Raw genomic sequence first — 19192 nt, 5'->3', positions numbered from 1 at the left:
AACGCCCGGTTACATTCCGAACCCGGAAGCTAAGCCTTTCAGCGCCGATGGTACTGCAGGGGGGACCCTGTGGGAGAGTAGGACGCCGCCGAACACCTGCCCTTTTAGCTCAGTCGGTAGAGCGTCTCCATGGTAAGGAGAAGGTCAACGGTTCGATTCCGTTAAAGGGCTCCGAAAACGAAAAGGCCCCCGCCTCTTGGCGGGGGCCTTTTTGTGTTTCCAGGGATGTATGCAGCAGTGCCGGGGCCTCCCTCGCAGGGAGGCACCGGCACTGGTTTCGTCAGTTGTGGTCCGGCTCGCGGAGGCGCATCGCCAGGATGGCCATGTCGTCGGAGGCGGGGGCCTGGGCGAAGCGCTCGACCGCGCGGAGGACACGGGAGGCGACCGCGCCGGCCGTCAGGCCCGTACAGGTCCTGAGGACCTCGGCCAGGCCGTCGTCGCCGAGCATGCGGCTGCCCTCGCGGCGTTCCGTCACGCCGTCCGTGACGCAGAGGAGGACGTCGCCCGGGTCGAGCGTGATGGTCTGCTCGTACAGCTCCAGGTCCTCCATGACACCCAGGAGCGGCTGCGGTTCGGCCGCGGGCTCCACCGTGCCGTCCGGGCGGAGGCGCAGCGGGAGGGGGTGGCCGGCGCAGACGACCTTGAGGATCGCCGAGCCGTCCGGCTGCGGGCGCATCTCGCCGTACAGCAGGGTCAGGAAGCGGCTGCGGGCGCCCTCGTCGAGGATCGCCGCGTTCAGCCGCTCCAGGACGGCCGGGCCGCCGAAGCCCTCGCGGGCCAGGAGGCGCAGGGCGTGGCGGGCCAGGCCGGTGACGGCGGCCGCCTCCGGGCCCGTACCGCAGACGTCGCCGATGGCGAATCCGTAGGCGCCGTCCCGGATGGGGAAGAGGTCGTAGAAGTCGCCTCCCACCTCGTTGCCCTCGCCGGCCGCCCGGTAGATGACGTCGACCTCGACGCCCGGGATCGTGGGGAGGCCGGGCGGGAGGAGGCTGCGCTGGAGGGACTGGCTGATCGCCACGCGCTCCGAGTACAGACGGGCGTTGTCCAGGGCCAGGGCGGCCCGGCGCGAGAGGTCCTCGGCGAGCTCCAGGATCTCCTGGCGGAAGTGGTCCTCCGAGGGCCTGCCCAGGGTCAGCATGCCGATGACGCGGTTCCGGGCGACCAGCGGCAGGACGACGGTCTCGCCGGCGACCGCGCTCGCGGTGGCCAGGGTGGTGTCGATGCCGGAGGAGAGCGGGCTCGCGGGGTGGTCGAGGGCGTGGACCGAGGCGGTGAGCGCGGCCCGGTGGGCGGCGTCGCCCGGCGCGGACCACACGCGGGCGCCGGGGGTCGGCACCGGGTCGGGCGGGGCGATGGAGGAGAGCAGGTCCTTGAGGCCGTCGATGCGGTCCTCGTCCTCGTGGAGCACGTACGAGAGGTACGGGTCGGAGGCCTGGTCGGCGATCGTGTAGACCGCGCACCAGGTGGCGAGGGTGGGGACCGTCATCTGGGCCATGAGGGCCAGGGTCTGGTCGCGGTCGAGGGTGCCGGCAAGGAGGTCGGAGGCCTCGACGAGGAAGCTGAGGGAGCCGCGGCGGAGCCGTTCCAGTTCGCCGAGGCGGGCGGATTCGACGGCCAGGGCGATGCGGTCGGCGGCGAACTGGAGGCGCAGGGCCTCCTCGTTGGAGTAGCGGTTCGCGGACTCGGCGGCGACGCCGAGGGAGCCGGTGAGGCGGCCCTCGACCTTGAGGGGGACGGTGACGACCGAGCGCATGCCGGTGCCTTCGAGGAGGGGGACGGCGCCGGGGACGGCGGCCAGGTCCTCGTGGACGGCGGGCATGCGGGCGGAGCCGTAGCGGCTGGCGCCGGTCTCCACGGGGACGCGGGCGAAGCGCTGGCGGGCGGCCGGGAGGCCGGTGGTGGCCCGTACCTCCAGTTCCGTCTCGTCGTCGGTGGCGAGGAGGAGGAAGGCGGCGTCGCCGTCGAGCATGTCGCGGGCGCGCTCGACCGTGCGCTGCAGGAGGCCGTCGAGGTCGTCGGGGGCGGGGGTGCCGATGAAGACCTCGAAGGGGTCGGCGGCGCGGCTCTCGGCGCCCGGCTCGGCGACGGGGCGCTGCGGGGTCTGGAGGACGGCGCGCTCGTGTTCCCGTACGAGGAGGCAGACGGTGGAGGGTTCGCCCTGGGCGTCGCGGACCCGGAGGTGCGAGGCGTAGACGGGGATGACCCGGCCGTCGGCGCAGCGGATGCCGTAGCTGCCCTCCCAGCGGGAGAGGCGGAGGGCCTCGGCGAGGCCGGTGCCGATGCCGGGGGTGTGGGGCCAGGCGGCGAGGTCGCCGAGGGGTTTGCCGATGACCTTGTCGGAGTCGTATCCGAAGAGTTCCTCGGCGTCCTCGTTCCACGAGGTGATCGTGCCGCCGCGGTCGATCTGGGCGACGGCGACGCGGACGCGGGTCTCGGCGACCGGGAGGAGGGCGTCGGGGAGGACGGGGCCGGCGGAGCGGGTGCCGACGGGGCGCTGGGGGAGGTCGAGGTGGAACCAGACGTGTTTGCGGGTGGGGGAGTAGTCGACGCCCCAGCGGTGGGCGAGCGCGGCGCAGAGCAGCAGGCCGCGGCCGTTCTCGCGGTCCGGGCTGCCGAGGGTGCGGCCGCTCTGGACGGGGATCTCGCGCTCCGGGTAGCGGTCGGAGACCTCGACGCGGACGCTGTCGTCGGAGCGGAGGCAGAGGACGTCGGCGGAGGTGCCGGCGTGGATGACGGCGTTGGTGACGAGCTCGCTGGTGAGGACGACGGCGTCGTCGACGAGTTCGGGGTGTCCCCAGCCCTGGAGGGTGTCCCTGACGAAGGCGCGGGCGGCCGCGACGGACCGCCCGACGGGCTCGAAGCTGGCAGTCGCCCGCGCGGTGATCACAGCACTCCTCGTACGCGTCTCGACGCCCGGCTCTGCCATGCTCGGTCTGTCCCTCCCACTGCCCGGTGGTCGTGCGCGCACCACACCGCCCCCGCCGGGCGGACCGGGGCGGTTGGACAGCCGGATGCCAGGTTACTTACCTTCGCTGTCCGAGCGGATGCCGGTCACCGCTGATTCCGTCCCTCGGGGTAGGGACGCTGTGCCGAAGCTGCCGAACTGTTATCGCCAGGTTCGGACACGGTGAAACACTGGGCAGGCTGACGGCGAGAGCCGGAACGGTACGGTCGACCCCTTTCGGGAGGGACACGGTGGAGTCTGGCACGGCGGCGCGGCGCGGCGGAGGCAGTGGCACGCGCGCGAGGGGCGGGCGTTCCCGTGGGGGGACGGTCCAGGTGGACGCGGCGGCACTGGAGCGGTTGCTGGCCGCGCTGGTGTCGATGCGCGACGGGAACCTCCGTCGGCGTCTGACGGTGTCCGGCGACGGGGTCATGGCGGAGATCTCCGCCGTGTTCAACGAGGTCGCCGACCGGCAGATGCATGTGACGGGGGAGCTGTCGCGGGTCCGGCGGGTGGTCGGGCGTGAGGGCAAGCTGTCCGAGCGCCTGGAGGCGGGCGCCAGTGAGGGGGCGTGGGCGGCGGCCATCGAGGCCGCGAACGCGCTCGTCGACGATCTGGCGCGGCCGGTGTCCGAGGTGGGGCGGGTGCTCTCGGCGGTGGCCGAGGGTGATCTGGACCAGCGGATGGACCTGCGTTCGGAGGGTGCGGACGGGGCCGTGCGGCCGCTGCGCGGGGAGTTCCTGAAGGTCGCCCGTACCGCCAACAACCTGGTCGACCAGCTGTCGGTGTTCGCCTCCGAGGTGACGCGGGTCGCCGTCGAGGTGGGTACGGACGGCAAGCTGGGCGGGCAGGCGCAGGTGCGCGGGGTGTCCGGTTCGTGGAAGGACCTCACGGACTCCGTCAACACCATGGCGAACCGGCTGACGGCCCAGGTGCGGGACATCGCGCTCGTGACGACGGCGGTCGCCAACGGTGATCTGTCGCAGAAGGTCACGGCGAACGTGGCCGGCGAGATGCTGGAGCTGAAGAACACCGTCAACCGGATGGTGGACCAGCTGTCGTCGTTCTCGTCCGAGGTGACCCGGGTCGCGCGCGAGGTGGGTACCGAGGGTGAGCTCGGCGGTCAGGCCGAGGTGGCCGGGGTCGCCGGTGTGTGGAAGGACCTCACCGATTCCGTCAACACGATGGCGGGCAATCTCACCAATCAGGTGAGGGGCATCGCCGAGGTGACGACGGCGGTCGCGAACGGTGACCTGTCGCAGAAGGTGCGGGTCTCCGCGCGCGGTGAGATCGCTCAACTCGCGGACACCATCAACCAGATGACGGAGACCCTGCGGACGTTCGCCGACGAGGTGACCCGGGTGTCGGGTGAGGTCGGCGCGCAGGGTCTGCTCGGCGGTCAGGCGCAGGTGCCGGGTGCGGCGGGGACGTGGAAGGACCTCACGGACTCCGTCAACACGGTCTTCCGGAACATCACCACGCAGGTGCGGGACATCGCGCAGGTGACGACGGCGGTGGCCAACGGTGATCTGTCGCAGAAGGTCACGGTGGACGTGGCCGGGGAGATGCTGGAGCTGAAGAACACCGTCAACACGATGGTGGACCAGCTGTCGGCCTTCGGTTCCGAGGTGACCCGGGTGGCGCGGGAGGTCGGCGTCGAGGGTCTGCTCGGCGGCCAGGCCGAGGTGCCGGGCGCGGCGGGGACGTGGAAGGACCTCACCGACTCGGTGAACACGGCCTTCCGCAACCTGACCGGTCAGGTGCGGGACATCGCGCAGGTGACGACGGCGGTGGCCAACGGTGATCTGTCGCAGAAGGTCACGGTGGACGTGGCCGGCGAGATGCTGGAGCTGAAGAACACCGTCAACACGATGGTGTCGCAGCTGTCGTCCTTCGCGGACCAGGTGACCCGGATGGCCCGGGACGTGGGCACGGAGGGCCGGCTGGGCGGTCAGGCGCGGGTCGACGGGGTGTCCGGGCGCTGGCGGGAGCTCACGGACTCCGTGAACTTCATGGCCGGCAACCTGACCTCGCAGGTGCGGCAGATCGCGCAGGTGACGACCGCGGTGGCCCGTGGCGATCTGTCGCAGAAGATCGACGTGGACGCGCGCGGCGAGATCCTGGAGCTGAAGAACACCATCAACACGATGGTGGACCAGCTGTCGGCGTTCGCGGACCAGGTGACCCGGGTGGCCCGTGAGGTGGGTACGGACGGGCGGCTGGGCGGTCAGGCTCAGGTGCCGGGCGTGGCCGGTGTGTGGCGGGATCTGACGGACTCGGTGAACGGCATGGCCGGCAACCTCACCACCCAGGTCCGCAACATCGCGCAGGTCGCCACCGCGGTGGCCCGCGGTGATCTGTCGCAGAAGATCGACGTGGACGCGCGCGGCGAGATCCTGGAGCTGAAGAACACCCTCAACACGATGGTGGACCAGCTCTCGAACTTCGCGGAGCAGGTGACCCGGGTGGCCCGCGAGGTGGGCACCGAGGGCATCCTGGGCGGTCAGGCCGAGGTGCAGGGGGTCTCCGGCACCTGGAAGGACCTCACCCAGTCGGTGAACGGCATGGCGAACAACCTCACCATCCAGGTGCGGAACATCGCCGAGGTCACGACGGCGGTCGCCATGGGCGATCTGTCGAAGAAGATCACGGTCGACGCCCGGGGCGAGATCCTGGAGCTGGTGACGACCGTCAACACGATGGTCGACCAGCTGTCGAACTTCGCCGACGAGGTCACGCGCGTGGCCCGTGAGGTGGGTACGGAGGGCATCCTCGGCGGCCAGGCACGCGTGCGCGGTGTCACCGGCACGTGGAAGGACCTCAGCGACAACGTCAACCTGATGGCCAACAACCTGACCAATCAGGTGCGGAACATCTCCCGGGTCTCGGCGGCCGTCGCCAACGGCGACCTGACGAAGAAGGTGACGGTCGAGGCGCGCGGCGAGGTCGCCGAGCTCGCCGAGACCGTCAACACGATGGTGACGACCCTGTCGTCCTTCGCGGACGAGGTCACGCGCGTGGCCCGTGAGGTGGGTACGGAGGGCATCCTGGGCGGTCAGGCCCGGGTGCCGGGCGTCTCCGGCACGTGGAAGGACCTCACCGAGTCGGTGAACTCGATGGCCGACAACCTCACCGGCCAGGTGCGCCAGATCGCCGCCGTCACCACCGCCATCGCCAAGGGCGACCTCACCAAGAAGATCGACATCGACGCGCGCGGTGAGATCCAGGAGCTGAAGAACACCATCAACACGATGGTCGACCAGCTGTCGAACTTCGCCGAGGAGGTCACCCGGGTGGCCCGCGAGGTGGGCACCGACGGGCAGCTCGGCGGCCAGGCCCGGGTCCGGGACGTCGAGGGCACCTGGTGGGACCTGACCGAGTCCGTGAACGAGATGGCCGAGAACCTGACCCGTCAGGTGCGGGCCATCGCGGCCGTCGCCACCGCGGTGACCCGCGGCGACCTCAACGTGAAGATCGACGGCGTGGACGCGGCCGGTGAGATCCAGGCGCTCCAGGACAACATCAACACGATGATCGCCAACCTGCGCGACACCACCCTCGCCAACGACGAGCAGGACTGGCTCAAGAGCAACCTGGCCCGCATCTCCGGCCTCATGCAGGGGCGCCGGGACCTGGACGACGTGGCCTCGCTCATCATGAGCGAGCTGACGCCGGTGGTCTCGGCCCAGCACGGCGCGTTCTTCGTGGCCATGCCGACGGGCTCCGCGCACGGCGACGCCGAACTCCTGGGCGAGGGCGAGGGCTCGTACGAGCTGCGGATGCGCGGGAGTTACGGATACTCCACCGGGTCCATGCCGACCTCGTTCCGCCCCGGCGAGACCCTCATCGGGACGGCCGCCGAGGAGAAGCGGACCATCCAGGTCAATGTGCCGCCGGGCTATCTGAAGATCTCCTCGGGGCTCGGGGAGGCCTCGCCCGCGCATGTGATCGTGCTGCCGGTGCTGTTCGAGGGCAAGGTCCTCGGGGTGATCGAGCTGGCCTCGTTCCAGCCGTTCACGCAGATCCAGCGGGACTTCCTCAACCAGATCGCCGAGCTGATCGCGACCACGGTCAACACCATCAGCGTCAACACCAAGACCGAGGTGCTGCTCCAGCAGTCGCAGAAGCTCACCGAGCAGCTCAAGGAGCGGTCGGCCGAGCTGGAGCACCGGCAGAAGGAACTCCAGGGCTCCAACCTGGAACTGGAGGAGAAGGCCGAACTCCTCGCCCGGCAGAACCGCGACATCGAGGTGAAGAACACCGAGATCGAGGAGGCCCGGCAGGTCCTGGAGGAGCGGGCGGAGCAGCTCGCCGTCTCCATGCGGTACAAGTCGGAGTTCCTCGCCAACATGTCGCACGAGCTGCGCACGCCGCTCAACTCGCTGCTGATCCTGGCCAAGTTGCTCGCGGACAACGCCGAGACCAATCTGACGCCGAAGCAGGTCGAGTTCGCGGAGACCATCCACGGCGCCGGTTCGGACCTGCTCCAGCTGATCAACGACATCCTCGACCTGTCGAAGGTCGAGGCGGGCAAGATGGACGTCTCGCCGACCCGTATCGCGCTCGTCCAGCTCGTCGACTACGTGGAGGCGACCTTCCGGCCGCTGACGGCGGAGAAGGGGCTCGACTTCTCGGTGCGCGTCTCGCCCGAGCTGCCGGCCACGCTCCACACCGACGAGCAGCGGCTGCTCCAGGTCCTGCGCAACCTGCTGTCCAACGCGGTGAAGTTCACCGACACGGGCGCGGTGGAGCTGGTGATCCGGCCCGCCAGCGCGGACGTCCCGCAGTCGATCCGGGAGCAGCTCCTGGAGGCCGGTTCGCTGCGCGATCCGGAGGCCGACCTGATCGCGTTCTCGGTGACCGACACCGGGATCGGGATCGCGGCGAGCAAGATGCGGGTCATCTTCGAGGCGTTCAAGCAGGCCGACGGCACGACCAGCCGGAAGTACGGCGGTACGGGTCTGGGGCTCTCCATCAGCCGGGAGATCGCGCGGCTGCTCGGCGGCGAGATCTTCGCGGCGAGCGAGCCCGGCCGCGGTTCGACGTTCACGCTGTACCTGCCGCTGAGCCCGATGGAGCAGCTGGCGGGCGGTTACGGGCAGGGCGTGCAGGACGCGGACGATCCGCAGCAGGGGGCCGAGGAGGGCATGGCCGGGGTCGCCAACCCGTTCCCGCACTTCCCGCCGCCGACCGTGCGGACGGAGGCCCGGTCCGGGGCCGGGGCGCTGTTCCGGCACCGCAGGAAGGCCGCGGCGGAGGCGACCGGGGTGCGGGGCGCGGTCCCCGGGCAGTCCGGCCAGCCGATGGCGGCGGAGCGGGAGGAGCAGGAGCCCGAGCCGCGCCGTACCTTCGGCTTCTCCGGCGAGAAGGTGCTCATCGTCGACGACGACATCCGCAACGTCTTCGCGCTCACCAGCGTCCTGGAGCAGCACGGTCTCGCGGTGCTCTACGCCGAGAACGGCAGGGAGGGCATCGAGGTCCTGGAGCAGCACGACGACGTGACCGTGGTGCTGATGGACATCATGATGCCGGAGATGGACGGGTACGCGACGACGACGGCGATCCGGCGCATGCCGCAGTTCGCCGGGCTGCCGATCATCGCGCTGACCGCGAAGGCGATGAAGGGCGACCGGGAGAAGGCGATCGAGTCCGGTGCTTCGGACTATGTGACGAAGCCGGTCGATCCCGATCACCTGCTGTCCGTCATGGAGCAGTGGATGCGGGGGCAGTGACTCCGGTCCTGGGGTCCGTGCCGTGCGCGGCACGGACCCCGGGGCTCCGCCGGCGCCCACTGACGGACTGTCGCCAGAGGCGTGTGAGAGGGCGGTATACGGGGAACCTTCTGGTCTCCCACCGCGTTTCTGCTACGTGCACAGTGACATCGCGGTGACAGGGTGTGGCGACGGGCGGGGTGCGGCTACGATGACCGGCACAAGGACGGACGGCGCTAGGGAGTCGTCTTCTGGGGCGGCGCCCGGTGCTTCCCCCGGTTCGGGGGTCCGGGGAGAGCCGTTGCCGGGACGAGGAGGACGGGGCATGGTGCAGAAGGCCAAGATCCTCCTGGTCGATGACAGGCCGGAGAATCTGCTGGCGCTGGAGGCCATTCTCTCCGCGCTCGATCAGACGCTGGTGCGGGCATCGTCCGGGGAGGAAGCGCTCAAGGCGCTGTTGACGGACGACTTCGCGGTCATCCTGCTCGACGTCCAGATGCCGGGAATGGACGGTTTCGAGACCGCCGCCCACATCAAGCGGCGCGAGCGGACCCGGGACATCCCGATCATCTTCCTCACCGCCATCAACCACGGCCCCCACCACACCTTCCGGGGGTACGCGGCCGGGGCGGTCGACTACATCTCCAAGCCCTTCGACCCGTGGGTGCTGCGGGCCAAGGTCTCCGTCTTCGTCGAGCTCTACATGAAGAACTGCAAGCTGCGCGAGCAGGCCGCCCTGCTGCGGCTGCAGTTGGAGGGCGGCGGCGAAGGCGGTCACGGCAAGGAGTCCGCCGGACTGCTCGCCGAGCTCTCCGCGCGGCTCGCCGCCGTCGAGGAGCAGGCCGAGGCCCTGTCGAAGCAGCTCGACGACGACTCCGCCGACGCGGCCGCCGTCGCCACCGCCGCGCACCTGGAGCGCAAGCTCACCGGGCTGCGCCGGGCGCTCGACGCGCTGGAGCCCGGTACGGGCGCCACGCCGACACTGCCCGCCCAGAGCTGACGCACCGTCATCCCTCGTCCGGTGTGGTGGCCGTCGTCGTGATGCGGCGTCAGCATCGCGCCCCGGCACGGACGACACGAACGGGTGAGGCGGACGGGCGCTCCCCACACCGCTCCCCTCACCGGTAACCTCGGCATCATGGCTTCACGTACGTCCGGCAAGGGTTCCCAGGGCACGGCGAACACCGCAAAGCCGCGGGCCGGCCGGACGACGGGCGCCGCGAAGAAAGCGGCGCCCGCGAAGTCCCCCGCCAAGCCGCCCGCGAAGAAGGCGCCCGCCAAGAAGGCCGCGCCCGCCAAACGCGCGCCCGCGCGGAAGACCGCCGCGAAGAAGGCCCCACCACGACCCGCCCCGTCCCCGACCGGGGGCGTCTACCGGCTCGCGCGCGGCGCCTGGCTCGGCCTCGCCCACGGGATCGGGGCGATGTTCCGGGGGATAGGGCGCGGCGCCAAGGGGCTCGACCCCGCCCACCGCAAGGACGGGCTCGCACTGCTCCTCCTCGGCCTCGCGCTGATCGTCGCCGCCGGCACCTGGTCCCATCTGCGCGGCCCGGTCGGCGACCTCGTCGAGATGCTGGTCACCGGATCCTTCGGCCGGCTCGACCTGCTCGTACCGCTGCTCCTCGGGGCGATCGGCATCCGGCTGATCCTCTACCCGGAGAAGCCCGAGGCCAACGGCCGGATCAGCATCGGCCTCTCCGCGCTCGTCATCGGCGTCCTCGGCCAGGTGCACATCGCCTGCGGCTCGCCGGGGCGCGGCGACGGCAGCGCCGCCATGCAGGACGCCGGCGGGCTCATCGGCTGGGCCGCCTCCCAGCCCCTCGTCTTCATGATGGGCGAGGTCCTCGCCGTACCGATGCTGGTGCTGCTCACCGTCTTCGGCCTGCTCGTGGTCACCGCCACCCCGGTCAACGCGATCCCGCAGCGGCTGCGCGCGCTCGGCGCCCGGCTGGGCATCGTCGAGCCCGCCCACGACCCGGAGGAGGCCGAGGAGCCCGCGGGCCGCGAGGGGTACGACGAGGACTGGCGGGACGCCGGGCCGCGGCCCGCACGGCCCTCCCGGCGGCGCCCGGCCGGGCCCTCGGAGCCGTACGACGTCGACCGGGCCGAGGCCGAGCTCCTGGAGCGGCGCGGCCGCTCGGCCCGCCGGAGCTCCGGGCGGGACGACTTCGCGACCGGTCTCGACCCGGTGGACGTCGCCGCGGCCGCCGCTGCCGCGCTGGACGGCGCCGTGCTGAACGGCATGCCGCCCTCGCCGATCGTCGCCGACCTGACCAAGGACGTCACCGCCGAGCGGAACGCCGCGCTCGCCGCCTCCGCCGCCGAAGCCGCTCCGGCCGAGGCGGCGCCGGCCGCACCCGTGCCGCCGGCCCGTGGGGGAGGCCGCGCCGGCGGGGCCGTACCCGACCTGACCAAGCCGGCGCCCGAGCCGACCGACCTGCCGCCCCGGGCCGAGCAGCTCCAGCTCGCGGGCGACATCACGTACTCCCTGCCCTCGCTCGACCTCCTGGAGCGCGGCGGGCCGGGCAAGACCCGCAGCGCCGTCAACGACGCCGTCGCGGCGGCGCTGACGAACGTCTTCACCGAGTTCAAGGTGGACGCGGACGTCACCGGCTTCACGCGCGGCCCGACGGTCACGCGGTACGAGGTCGAGCTCGGCCCCGCCGTGAAGGTCGAGAAGATCACGGCGCTGGCCAAGAACATCGCGTACGCCGTGGCCTCCCCCGACGTGCGGATCATCTCGCCGATCCCCGGGAAGTCCGCCGTCGGCATCGAGATCCCCAACAGCGACCGGGAGATGGTCAACCTCGGGGACGTGCTCCGGCTCGCGGACGGCGACGACGACCATCCGATGCTGGTCGCGCTCGGCAAGGACGTCGAGGGCGGCTACGTGATGGCCAACCTGGCGAAGATGCCGCACATCCTGGTGGCCGGCGCCACCGGCTCCGGCAAGTCCTCCTGCATCAACTGCCTCATCACCTCGGTGATGATAAGAGCGACCCCCGAGGACGTCCGGATGGTGCTCGTCGACCCCAAGCGGGTCGAGCTCACCGCCTACGAGGGCATCCCGCACCTGATCACCCCGATCATCACCAACCCCAAGAAGGCCGCCGAGGCGCTCCAGTGGGTCGTGCGCGAGATGGACCTGCGCTACGACGACCTGGCCGCCTTCGGCTTCCGGCACATCGACGACTTCAACCAGGCCATCCGGGACGGCAAGATCAAGCTGCCCGAGGGCAGCGAGCGCGAGCTCAACCCCTACCCGTACCTCCTGGTGATCGTCGACGAGCTCGCCGACCTGATGATGGTCGCCCCGCGTGACGTCGAGGACTCCATCGTCCGGATCACCCAGCTTGCGCGTGCCGCCGGCATCCACCTCGTGCTCGCCACCCAGCGGCCGTCCGTGGACGTCGTCACCGGCCTGATCAAGGCGAACGTGCCCTCCCGGCTCGCCTTCGCCACCTCCTCCCTCGCCGACAGCCGGGTCATCCTGGACCAGCCCGGCGCCGAGAAGCTGATCGGCAAGGGCGACGGCCTCTTCCTGCCGATGGGCGCCAACAAGCCCATCCGCATGCAGGGCGCCTTCGTCACCGAGGCCGAGGTCGCCACCGTCGTCCAGCACTGCAAGGACCAGATGACGCCCGTCTTCCGGGACGACGTCACCGTCGGCACCAAGCAGAAGAAGGAGATCGACGAGGACATCGGCGACGACCTCGACCTGCTGTGCCAGGCCGCCGAGCTCGTCGTCTCGACGCAGTTCGGCTCCACCTCCATGCTCCAGCGGAAGCTGCGCGTGGGCTTCGCGAAGGCCGGCCGGCTGATGGACCTGATGGAGTCGCGGAACATCGTCGGACCGAGCGAGGGTTCGAAGGCGCGGGACGTGCTGGTGAAGCCGGACGAGCTGGACGGGGTCCTCGCCGTGATCCGGGGGGAGTCGGGAGCGTAGCCGCGGCGGGGCCGGGTACCCGGTTCGAGACCGGGCCGAGACTCACTCGTAAGGGAACGGTGGGCAACCGTTTCCCCTGGCCGTACGTCAAGTTGGAGGGAGGGACAGAAGGATGTCCCAGCCTCATGGCGTACAAACAGCACCCGCCCGGTTGCCCCACCCTTTCGTACCACCCATAGACTGAACGTCCAGCAGGTGGCTACACGCTCGAAAGGCGCTCTCGTGTCCATCGGCAACTCCCCCGAAGACGACCGGACCTTCCCGGCAGACGACCGGGAACCGATCGGTCGTGCCCTCCAGCAGGCCCGAATCGCCGCCGGTCTCACCGTCGAAGAGGTCAGTGCCTCCACCCGTGTCCGGATTCCGATCGTGCACGCGATCGAGGAGGACGACTTCTCGCGCTGCGGCGGCGATGTCTACGCCCGCGGCCACGTCCGTACCCTCGCGCGCGCCGTCGGCATCGATCCGGCTCCGCTGATCGAGCAGTACGACGCCGAGCACGGTGGCCGTCCCGCGCCCACCCCCGCCGCCCCGCTCTTCGAGGCGGAACGTATCCGCCCCGAGCCCCGCAGGCCCAACTGGACCGCCGCGATGGTCGCGGCCATCGTCGCCGTCGTCGGTTTCGTCGGCTTCACGATGTTCAACGGGAACGAGTCCGGGAAGGGCACCACCGTCGCCGACGGCGGCCCCGCGCCCGCCCCCGAGAAGGCGAGCTCCGCCGCCAAGCCGAAGCCGGTCAAGCCCGCCCCGCCCAAGCCCACCGAGAGCGCGATCGCCGCGGTCCCGCAGGACAAGGTCACGGTCAAGCTCTCCGCGATCGACGACAAGAGCTGGATCTCGGCCAAGGCCCACGACGGCAAGCTCCTCTTCGACGGCCTCCTCCTCAAGGGCGAGTCCAAGACCTTCCAGGACGACGAGCGCGTCGATCTGGTCCTCGGCAACGCCGGCGCGATCGAGCTCTACGTGAACGGCAAGAAGCTCGACGACAAGTTCGAATCCGGCCAGGTCGAGCGGCTCAGCTACACCAAGGGCGACCCCGAGGCCGGCTGAGCCCCCGCAGTACCGCGTGTGATGTGACCTCTGTCGCGCAGGTGAACCCTGCGCGACGGGGGAACGGCCGGGACGAAGTAGTCTTGAGTCCATGCCCGAACGCCGTACCGTCGCCCTTGTCACTCTTGGCTGCGCCCGTAACGAGGTGGACTCGGAGGAGCTCGCAGGCCGCTTGGCAGCGGACGGCTGGGAGCTCGTCGAGAACGCCGAGGAAGCGGACGTCGCCGTCGTCAACACCTGCGGATTCGTCGAAGCCGCCAAGAAGGACTCCGTCGACGCCCTGCTCGAAGCCAATGATCTGAAGGACCACGGCAAGACCCAGGCCGTCGTCGCCGTCGGCTGCATGGCCGAGCGGTACGGCAAGGAGCTCGCCGAAGCCCTCCCGGAGGCCGACGGCGTCCTCGGCTTCGACGACTACGCCGACATCTCCAACCGCCTCCAGACCATCCTCAACGGTGGCAGTGTCGAGGCCCACACCCCGCGTGACCGGCGCAAGCTGCTGCCGCTGTCGCCCGTGGAGCGCCAGGAGGCCGCCGCGGCCGTCGCCCTGCCGGGGCACGGTGCCGTGGAGGCCCCCGAGAACGTGCCGAGCGACCTCCCCGACGGCCTCGCGCCCGCCTCCGGGCCGCGCGCACCGCTCCGCCGCCGCCTGGACGCCAGCCCCGTCGCCTCCGTGAAGCTGGCCTCCGGCTGCGACCGCCGCTGCTCCTTCTGCGCCATCCCCTCCTTCCGCGGCTCCTTCGTCTCGCGCCGTCCCTCGGACGTGCTCAACGAGACGCGCTGGCTCGCCGAGCAGGGCGTGAAGGAGGTCATGCTGGTCTCCGAGAACAACACCTCCTACGGCAAGGACCTCGGCGACATCCGGCTCCTGGAGAGCCTGCTGCCCGAGCTGGCCTCGGTGGACGGCATCGAGCGCGTCCGCGTCAGCTACCTCCAGCCCGCCGAGATGCGCCCCGGCCTGATCGACGTCCTCACGTCGACCGAGAAGGTCGTGCCCTACTTCGACCTGTCCTTCCAGCACAGCGCCCCCGACGTGCTGCGGGCCATGCGCCGCTTCGGCGACACGGACCGCTTCCTGGAGCTCCTGGAGACCATCCGCTCCAAGGCCCCCACGGCCGGTGCCCGGTCCAACTTCATCGTCGGCTTCCCCGGCGAGACCGAGGCGGACTTCGCCGAGCTGGAACGCTTCATCACCCACGCGCGCCTCGACGCCATCGGCGTCTTCGGCTACTCCGACGAGGACGGCACCGAGGCCGCCACGTACGAGCACAAGCTCGACCAGGACGTCGTCGACGAGCGGCTCGCCCACCTCTCCCGGCTCGCCGAGGAGCTCACCGCACAGCGCGCGGAGGAGCGGATCGGAGAGACCCTGGAAGTACTCGTCGAGTCCCTGGACGAGGAGGACGGCTGGATCGGCCGCGCCGCCCACCAGGCTCCCGAGACCGACGGGCAGGTCGTGCTCACCACGGCCGACGGTGAGCTTCCCCACCTGGCCCCGGGCCGTATGGTCAGGGCGAAGGTCGTCGGCACGGAAGGCGTCGACCTGGTGGCCGAGTGTCTTTTCGAGGAGGCAGGCAGATGACCGGAGTCCCGGCATCCGCGACGGGCGGGACCGGTAGGCCGGCGCCCCGCGGCAAGCTGGGCGCGGCGGCCGTCAACCAGGCCAGCCTGTGGAACATCGCGAACATCCTCACGATGATCCGGCTCGTCCTCGTGCCGGGCTTCGTGGTGCTGCTCCTCCAGGACGGCGGGCACGACCCCGCCTGGCGCGCCTGGGCGTGGGCGGCGTTCGCGGTGGCCATGATCACGGACGTCTTCGACGGGCACCTCGCCCGTACGTACAACCTGGTCACCGACTTCGGGAAGATCGCCGACCCCATCGCCGACAAGGCGATCATGGCGGCCGGGCTGATCTCGCTGTCCGCGCTCGGCGACCTGCCCTGGTGGGTGACCTCGGTCATCCTGGCCCGCGAGCTCGGCATCACCCTGATGCGGTTCTGGGTCATCCGGCACGGGGTCATCCCCGCCAGCCGCGGCGGCAAGATGAAGACGCTCGCCCAGGGCACCGCCGTGGGCATGTACGTCCTCATGCTCACCGGGCCGCTGGCCACCCTCCGCTTCTGGGTGATGGCGGTGGCCGTCGTGCTGACGGTCGTCACCGGTCTGGACTACGTGCGCCAGGCGGTCGTCCTGCGGCGCCAGGGGCTCGCGGCGGAACGCGAGGCCGCGCGGACGGAGACGGCGACACGATGACCGAGGCCGCCCGGGTGCTGGCGCTGCTCGCGGAGCGTGATCAGACGCTGGCCGCCGCGGAGTCCCTCACGGGCGGTCTGGTGGCCGCCGAGCTCACCGGCGCGCCCGGCGCCTCGGTGTCCTTCCTGGGGTCGGTCACGGCGTACGCCACGGCCCTCAAGCGGCAGCTCCTCGGAGTCGACGGGGCCCTGCTCGCGGAGCGCGGAGCGGTGGATCCCGAGGTCGCGCTGCAGATGGCGGCCGGTGTGCGGGACCGGCTCGGCGCCGACTGGGGGATCTCGACGACCGGCGTCGCGGGGCCCACCGAGCAGGACGGACAGCCCGTCGGAACCGTCTACGTGGCGGTCGCGGGACCGGTCGCGACGAGCGCGCGGGCCGGGAAAGTGGTGTCGTTGAGGTTGAACGGCGATCGTACGGAAATCCGTAGAGAGAGCGTACGGAGCGTGCTGGAACTGCTCCATGAGGAACTCTCGGGAAATGCGCGGGCACAGGATACGGAACACAACGGGGGGAATTGATGTTTGCAGCCCTGAGTGAACACGACATCGCTCCCCGCACGGCCGCAGCGCGAGGCGGTACGGTGGGGCGTGAAGGATGCGGCTACGCGGTCCGAGGAGGGAGCCACCGATGATTCTGCTCCGTCGCCTGCTGGGTGACGTGCTGCGTCGGCAGCGCCAGCGCCAGGGCCGTACTCTGCGCGAAGTCTCCTCGTCCGCCCGAGTCTCGCTCGGCTATCTCTCCGAGGTGGAGCGGGGGCAGAAGGAGGCTTCCTCCGAACTGCTCTCCGCGATCTGCGACGCGTTGGACGTACGGATGTCCGAGCTCATGCGCGAAGTGAGCGACGAGCTGTCACTGGCCGAACTGGCCGAGTCGGCAGCGGCGAGCGAACCGGTGCCGACGCCGGTACGCCCGAGGCTCAATTCGGTGTCGGTGACGTCGGTGGCCGGTGTGCCCACCGAGCGGGTGACCATCAAGGCGCCCGCGGAAGCGGTGGACGTCGTCGCTGCCTGAACCGAAGTGGGGCGAAGCCCCGGTCGGTGCCTCTTCTTGGGGCGCTGACCGGGGCTTTTCTCCTGTCCGGGGGCTTCGGGGCGTTCCGCTGGAGATGCCGGGTTCCGGTGGGGCGTGCCATGGTGGGAGGGACGTACGACTGGGCCGTGTGCGCCGGGTTTGCCTCCGGTGCGCCCTCCCGCAGGGTGATCCTGCCGGTCTAGCGTCGACCGCAGGAGGCGGCCATGGTACGGCGACGGGTTCCGCTGGTGACGCTCGCGCTGCTCGCGTGCGGCCTCGCGGCCGGAGGGCTCTGGTGGTGGGCGGTGTTGCGCCTGATGCTGCTGCCGGGGGAGTCCGGGCCGGTCGAGGGAGCGGTGGCGGCGGGCGGCTGGGGGCTGAGCCTGCTGCCGGTGCACGTGGCGGCTTCTTCGGGGCGGCGGGTTCCCGGTCTGGCGGTCAGGAGTGTCACCAGGGCATCGCGACGCCGCCGTTGGGGCGGAGGATCTGGCCCGTCGTGAACGAGGAGGCGTCGGAGGCCAGGTGCAGGACCGCGTGCGCGATGTCCTCGGCCTCGCCGACCCGGCCCAGGGGTGAGTGACGGACCATCGCGGCCTCGGCCTGCAGTTGGGCGGCCGGCTCGTGGCGGTCCGTCATCGGCGTACGGATCCAGCCCGGGGCGACCGCGTTGACCCGGATGCCGTGCGGGCCCGCCTCCGTCGCCAGGGTCTTCGTCAGCTGGACGACGGCCGCCTTGGTGACGCTGTAACAGAGCAGGCCCGGGCTCGCGGTGTCCATCGCGCCCGAGGCCATCGTGACGATCGAACCGGGCACGCCGGCGGCGATCATCGAGCGGGCCGCCTCCTGGCACGCGTACAGCACGCCCTTGAAGTTGACGGCGAGGACGCGGTCGAGGTCCTCGTCCCGGGTCTCCAGGACCGTGCTCGTGTGCATGATCCCGGCGATGGCGGCCATGACGTGGAGCGGGCCGGCGGCGCGGACGGCCGCCGCCAGCGCGGGCCGGTCGGTGACGTCCAGAAGGTGCGTGTGCGCGGTGCCGCCCTCGCGGGCGATCAGGGCCGCGGTCTCCTTGAGGCCCGCCTCGTCGCGGTCCGCGCAGTGGACGGTGGCACCGGCCCGGGCGAGGAGGGCCGCCGTGGCGCGGCCGATGCCGCTCGCGGCGCCGGTGACGAACGCGGTGCGGCCGGTCAGGTCGTATGCCGGGAGTGTCGTCGTCATGTCCGGACCGTACGACCGGATCTGACGGGTCGTCAATTGTCGGGGCGGTGCTCGTTTCCGTCCGGGCCCCGCTGGCAGCCCGGGCACCAGTACGTGACCCGGTCGCCGAGCTCCGCCTTGCGGATCGCGGCGCCGCAGCGGAGGCAGGGGCGGCCCTCGCGGCCGTAGACGTACAGCGGGGTGCCGGGGCGGCGGGTGGTCGTCGTGCGCCGGTCCGGACGGTCCTTGTTCGCCTCCAGGAGGCGGTGGGCCGTGGCGACCAGCCGGGCCGGGACCTCGGGGGCGAGCTCGCCGACCGGGAGCCAGGGGGTGACGGCGGCGAGGAAGGCCAGCTCCGACTTGTACACATTGCCGATGCCGGCCAGGTTGCGCTGATCGAGGAGGGCGTCGCCGAGCGGGCGCTCCGGGGCGGCGCCGAGCCGTCGTACGGCCTCCTCGGGGTCCCAGTCGGGACCCAGGAGGTCCGGGCCGAGGTGGCCCACGGCATGGGACTCCTCGGCGGTACGGATCAGCTCCAGGACCGGGAGGCGGTAGCCGTACGCGGTGGACTCGGCGTTCCCGAGGATCGCCCGGATCTGGTGCTCGGGGCCGCCGCGCGGGCGCTCCCCGGTGGCGTACACCCGCCAGGCGCCGTCCATCCGCAGATGCGAGTGGAGGGTGAGCCCGCCCTCGACGCGGGCGAGCAGGTGCTTGCCGCGCGGGGTGACGTCGAGGACCGTGCGGCCGGTGAGGTCGGCGGTCGCGAACCGGGGCACGCGGAGGTCGGCGCGGGTGAGGACGCGGGTGGCCAGCGCGGTGTGCAGGCGGCGGGCGGTCTGCCAGACGGTGTCTCCTTCGGGCATGGAGCCATTGTGACGCGCCCCGTTGTGGGCACGCTTCTGCCCGTTGTGGGCAGGCGTTCCGCAAGGGGCGGAACGGGTGGGCACAACGGACGGCGCCCTTGCCGGCGCCCGAGGCTCCCGCGCCTGAACCCGCACCCCGAGTGACGGCGCACTGGTGGTGCGGGTCCAGGCGCGGAACGCGGAGGCGCCGCTGGGCGCGCCGTCCCGTGTGCCCACC

General features: G+C 71.2%; 12 protein-coding genes, 1 tRNA gene and 1 rRNA gene. 11 read left to right on the top strand and 3 right to left on the bottom strand.

Annotated elements, in window-relative coordinates; genetic code table 11:
* Both rrf and ACWGN5_RS39530 read left to right on the top strand, forming a co-directional pair.
* Window positions 1-94 (top strand): 5S ribosomal RNA (rrf, locus tag ACWGN5_RS39535); the annotation flags it as partial.
* A gap of 4 nt (window positions 95-98) precedes the next feature.
* A tRNA-Thr gene (locus ACWGN5_RS39530) sits at window positions 99-171 on the top strand.
* Window positions 172-280: 109 nt separating this feature from the next.
* Here ACWGN5_RS39530 and ACWGN5_RS39525 read toward each other — a convergent pair.
* Window positions 281-2926, bottom strand: coding sequence for a SpoIIE family protein phosphatase (locus ACWGN5_RS39525; protein ID WP_453523258.1), 2646 nt, complete (start codon window positions 2924-2926; stop codon window positions 281-283).
* 269 nt (window positions 2927-3195) lie between these two features.
* Between ACWGN5_RS39525 and ACWGN5_RS39520 the strand changes: the two genes are divergently transcribed.
* From ACWGN5_RS39520 to ACWGN5_RS39480, 9 genes are all read left to right on the top strand, one after another.
* A complete protein-coding gene (locus ACWGN5_RS39520) occupies window positions 3196-8676 on the top strand; it encodes a HAMP domain-containing protein (RefSeq protein WP_453523256.1) in 5481 nt (1826 codons plus the stop codon).
* A gap of 304 nt (window positions 8677-8980) precedes the next feature.
* Window positions 8981-9655 carry a response regulator gene (locus ACWGN5_RS39515; protein ID WP_389236536.1) on the top strand — a complete coding sequence of 225 codons (675 nt, stop codon included), beginning with the start codon at window positions 8981-8983 and terminating at the stop codon, window positions 9653-9655.
* A gap of 138 nt (window positions 9656-9793) precedes the next feature.
* On the top strand, window positions 9794-12601 hold the full coding sequence (locus ACWGN5_RS39510; protein WP_453523253.1) for a DNA translocase FtsK: 2808 nt from the start codon (window positions 9794-9796) through the stop codon (window positions 12599-12601).
* Between the two features lie 222 nt (window positions 12602-12823).
* Window positions 12824-13651: a helix-turn-helix domain-containing protein gene (locus ACWGN5_RS39505; protein WP_453523251.1), complete on the top strand. Its 828-nt coding sequence runs from the start codon at window positions 12824-12826 to the stop codon at window positions 13649-13651.
* A 91-nt stretch (window positions 13652-13742) separates the two neighbouring features.
* The gene (gene rimO, locus ACWGN5_RS39500) at window positions 13743-15233 is read left to right on the top strand and encodes a 30S ribosomal protein S12 methylthiotransferase RimO (RefSeq protein ID WP_453523249.1); all 1491 of its coding nucleotides are present in this window, start codon (window positions 13743-13745) and stop codon (window positions 15231-15233) included.
* Complete coding sequence (gene pgsA, locus ACWGN5_RS39495; RefSeq protein WP_453523247.1) at window positions 15230-15904, top strand: CDP-diacylglycerol--glycerol-3-phosphate 3-phosphatidyltransferase; 675 nt, start codon at window positions 15230-15232, stop codon at window positions 15902-15904. The genes rimO and pgsA overlap by 4 nt, the downstream gene beginning before the upstream one ends.
* Window positions 15901-16422, top strand: a complete 522-nt coding sequence (locus tag ACWGN5_RS39490; protein ID WP_453523245.1) for a CinA family protein — start codon at window positions 15901-15903, stop codon at window positions 16420-16422. Before pgsA ends, ACWGN5_RS39490 begins: the two co-directional genes overlap by 4 nt.
* 109 nt (window positions 16423-16531) lie before the next feature.
* Entirely contained in the window at window positions 16532-16915 is a 384-nt protein-coding gene (locus tag ACWGN5_RS39485; protein ID WP_073819741.1) for a helix-turn-helix domain-containing protein, read from the top strand.
* Window positions 16916-17139: 224 nt separating this feature from the next.
* Window positions 17140-17415, top strand: a complete 276-nt coding sequence (locus ACWGN5_RS39480) for a hypothetical protein (protein ID WP_453523243.1) — start codon at window positions 17140-17142, stop codon at window positions 17413-17415.
* Here ACWGN5_RS39480 and ACWGN5_RS39475 read toward each other — a convergent pair.
* Window positions 17363-18133 carry an SDR family NAD(P)-dependent oxidoreductase gene (locus tag ACWGN5_RS39475; protein ID WP_453523242.1) on the bottom strand — a complete coding sequence of 257 codons (771 nt, stop codon included), beginning with the start codon at window positions 18131-18133 and terminating at the stop codon, window positions 17363-17365. The genes ACWGN5_RS39480 and ACWGN5_RS39475 overlap by 53 nt on opposite strands.
* A 32-nt stretch (window positions 18134-18165) precedes the next feature.
* Window positions 18166-18975, bottom strand: coding sequence for a DNA-formamidopyrimidine glycosylase family protein (locus tag ACWGN5_RS39470; protein ID WP_453523241.1), 810 nt, complete (start codon window positions 18973-18975; stop codon window positions 18166-18168).
* Window positions 18976-19192 lie beyond the last annotated feature (217 nt).

Source organism: Streptomyces sp. NPDC055815, assembly GCF_053616475.1.
This window is presented reverse-complemented; position numbering and strand designations above follow the sequence as displayed.

Excerpts from the sequence above, each read along its gene's own strand:
- rimO (WP_453523249.1), top strand. The coding sequence starts at position 13,743 with ATGCCCGAACGCCGTACCGTCGCCCTTGTCACTCTTGGCTGCGCCCGT.
- ACWGN5_RS39485 (WP_073819741.1), top strand. The coding sequence starts at position 16,532 with ATGATTCTGCTCCGTCGCCTGCTGGGTGACGTGCTGCGTCGGCAGCGC.
- ACWGN5_RS39475 (WP_453523242.1), bottom strand. The coding sequence starts at position 18,133 with ATGACGACGACACTCCCGGCATACGACCTGACCGGCCGCACCGCGTTC.
- ACWGN5_RS39515 (WP_389236536.1), top strand. The coding sequence starts at position 8,981 with ATGGTGCAGAAGGCCAAGATCCTCCTGGTCGATGACAGGCCGGAGAAT.
- ACWGN5_RS39490 (WP_453523245.1), top strand. The coding sequence starts at position 15,901 with ATGACCGAGGCCGCCCGGGTGCTGGCGCTGCTCGCGGAGCGTGATCAG.
- ACWGN5_RS39525 (WP_453523258.1), bottom strand. The coding sequence starts at position 2,926 with ATGGCAGAGCCGGGCGTCGAGACGCGTACGAGGAGTGCTGTGATCACC.
- ACWGN5_RS39480 (WP_453523243.1), top strand. The coding sequence starts at position 17,140 with ATGGTACGGCGACGGGTTCCGCTGGTGACGCTCGCGCTGCTCGCGTGC.
- ACWGN5_RS39470 (WP_453523241.1), bottom strand. The coding sequence starts at position 18,975 with ATGCCCGAAGGAGACACCGTCTGGCAGACCGCCCGCCGCCTGCACACC.
- ACWGN5_RS39510 (WP_453523253.1), top strand. The coding sequence starts at position 9,794 with ATGGCTTCACGTACGTCCGGCAAGGGTTCCCAGGGCACGGCGAACACC.
- pgsA (WP_453523247.1), top strand. The coding sequence starts at position 15,230 with ATGACCGGAGTCCCGGCATCCGCGACGGGCGGGACCGGTAGGCCGGCG.